The 2,203-nt window shown below is 72.7% G+C and carries 3 protein-coding genes; all 3 read left to right on the plus strand.

Going from position 1 to position 2,203, the window contains the following annotated elements; all coding sequences use genetic code 11:
• The coding region (locus VF665_RS05240; RefSeq protein ID WP_331052363.1) for a glycosyltransferase family 1 protein at positions 1–658 on the plus strand (658 nt) is incomplete at its 5' end.
• 138 nt (positions 659–796) lie between these two features.
• Positions 797–1,960: a glycosyltransferase family 1 protein gene (locus tag VF665_RS05245; protein ID WP_331052364.1), complete on the plus strand. Its 1,164-nt coding sequence runs from the start codon at positions 797–799 to the stop codon at positions 1,958–1,960.
• A 12-nt stretch (positions 1,961–1,972) separates the two neighbouring features.
• Positions 1,973–2,203 (plus strand): hypothetical protein (locus tag VF665_RS05250; protein WP_331052365.1); only part of this gene is annotated, 231 nt, incomplete at its 3' end.

Genomic DNA, 2,203 nt, shown 5'->3' on the forward strand with positions numbered 1-2,203 from the left:
CCCGGCGCGGGTCTTCGTCACCCCGCTGGCCGCCGCGCCGGACCTCTTCCACCCCGTGACGGACGCGGCGCGGATCGCGGAGGTGAAGGCCCGCTACGGGATACCCGACGCGCCGTACCTGCTGAGCCTCAACACGCTGGAGCCGCGAAAGAACATGGATCACGCGATCCGCTCCTTCGTCCGGCTGGTGCGCGACGAGGGGGTGCGTGACCTGTACTTCGTGCTCGCGGGGACGAAGGGGTGGCACCACGACGGGATCTTCGAGGCGATCTCCGGCGCCGGCGACTTGCGCGGGCGCATCATCCTTCCCGGCTTCGTGGCGGACGAGGACCTGGCCGCGCTCTACAGCGGCGCCACCGCGTTCGTCTACCCGTCGCTCTACGAGGGATTCGGGCTGCCGCCGCTGGAGGCCATGCAGTGCGGCGTCCCCGTCATCACCTCCAACACCTCCTCGCTCCCTGAGGTCGTGGGCGACGCGGGCATCATGCTCGACCCGCGCGACGAGGACGCGCTCTGCCAGGCCATGCTCGACGTGTACCGCACCCCCGCGCTGCGCGAGACGCTGCGCGAGCGGTCGCTGGCCCGCGCGCGGCACTTCAGCTGGGAGCGGTGCACCCGCGACACCATCGCCGCCTACCGCGCCGCCAGTGCGTCGTAACACGTTGCGTGGGTGGCACTTGGGTGCCCCGGGCGGCCTCGCGGGGCCATTGCAAAGGTGCGCGGGTTGCTCTAAATTCGGGATTCCAGCGGAACGGGGCGCCCGCGGCCGGCGCGCGGAGCCCGACGGGGCGGAGGGATGACGATGGCGGGGGAGGGCACGGCAGGTCCGGGGCGCCGCGTGACGCTGGGGATGGACGCGCGCGCGGTCCACAGCACCGGCGTGGGGCGCTACGTGCGGGAGGTGCTCGCCGCCCTCTTCGCGGACCCGCGCTTCGGCCGCCTGGTGCTGCTGGGCGAGCCGGACGAGCTCCACGCGCTCCTGGCGGAGTGGGGCACGGAAGGCCAGGCCACCGTCCTCCCCTTTCCGCGGAGCTGGAGCAGCCACCGCGCGCAGCTCGCCTGGGCGCGGATGGCGGCCCGCGGCCAGACCCGCGCGGACGTGTGGCACTTCCCGTTCTCGGACGTGCCCCTGCTGCTGCACCCGCGCCGCAGCGTGGTGACGGTGCACGACCTGATCCCCATCAAGCTGCCGGGGCTGGTGCGCAGGCGCGAGCGGATCGCCTCCACCATCGTGCTGCACGCGGGGGCCCGGCTCGCCTGGCGGATGATCGCCGACTCGGAGTCCACGCGGCGCGACATCGTGTCGTACGTGCCGGGCGCGGCGAAAAAGGTGGAGGTGGTGCCGCTGGGCGTGGGCCCCTCCTTCCGGCCGCTGGAGCCCGCCGAGGCCGCGCACTGCTCGCGCGCGCAGGGGCTGCGGCCGTACCTGTTCTGCGTGGGGAACCGCTTTCCTCACAAGAACCACGTCGCGGCCGTGGACACGCTGGCGCGCGTGCGGGCGGGGGGAAGCGCAATGCGGCTGGTGGTCGCCGGGGGCACGGCCAACGCCCACTGGCCCCACGTGATGCGCCACGCGGAGGCGCTCGGGGTGGCCGACGCCGTGGTGGACCTGGGCAAGGTGAGCGAGACGGAGCTCCGCTGCCTGTACGCGCACTGCACGGCCTTCCTCTTCCCCTCGCTCTACGAGGGGTTCGGGCTCCCCGTGCTGGAGGCGATGGCGTGCGGCGCGCCGGTGATCGCCTCCAACCGCACGTCGGTTCCGGAGGTGATGGGCGAAGGCGGGCTCTCCGTGGACCCCGGCGACAGCCAGGCTATGGCGGACGCGGTGGCGCGGCTGGAGCGGGACCCCGGCCTGCGCGCCGAGTGGATACGAAAGGGGCGGGAGCAGGCGGCCCGCTTCACATGGGAGAGCACCACGCAGCGGACGATGGAGATCCTGTACCGCGCCGCGTGTTCGTGAACCAGGGTGGGAATGAAGCGCGTACTGATGTACGATCCGTATCACGACTGCGCCTTCGGGGCGCAGCGTGCCATGATCACGCTCGCGGAAGGGATCCGCGAGCGTGGCTTCGAGCCGATCATCGCCACCGGCAAGGAGGGGATGCTCACGCGGATCGCCCGTGAAGCGGGGCTGCGCGTGGAAGTCATCCCCGTGCCCGCCACCCTGGACATCTTCGGCGGGGCCGCGCTCGCCGCGTCCGCT

Source organism: Longimicrobium sp. (assembly GCF_036387355.1).
In the GTDB taxonomy this organism is placed as follows: Bacteria; Gemmatimonadota; Gemmatimonadetes; order Longimicrobiales; family Longimicrobiaceae; genus Longimicrobium.

Excerpts from the sequence above, each read along its gene's own strand:
- VF665_RS05245 (WP_331052364.1), top strand. The coding sequence starts at position 797 with ATGACGATGGCGGGGGAGGGCACGGCAGGTCCGGGGCGCCGCGTGACG.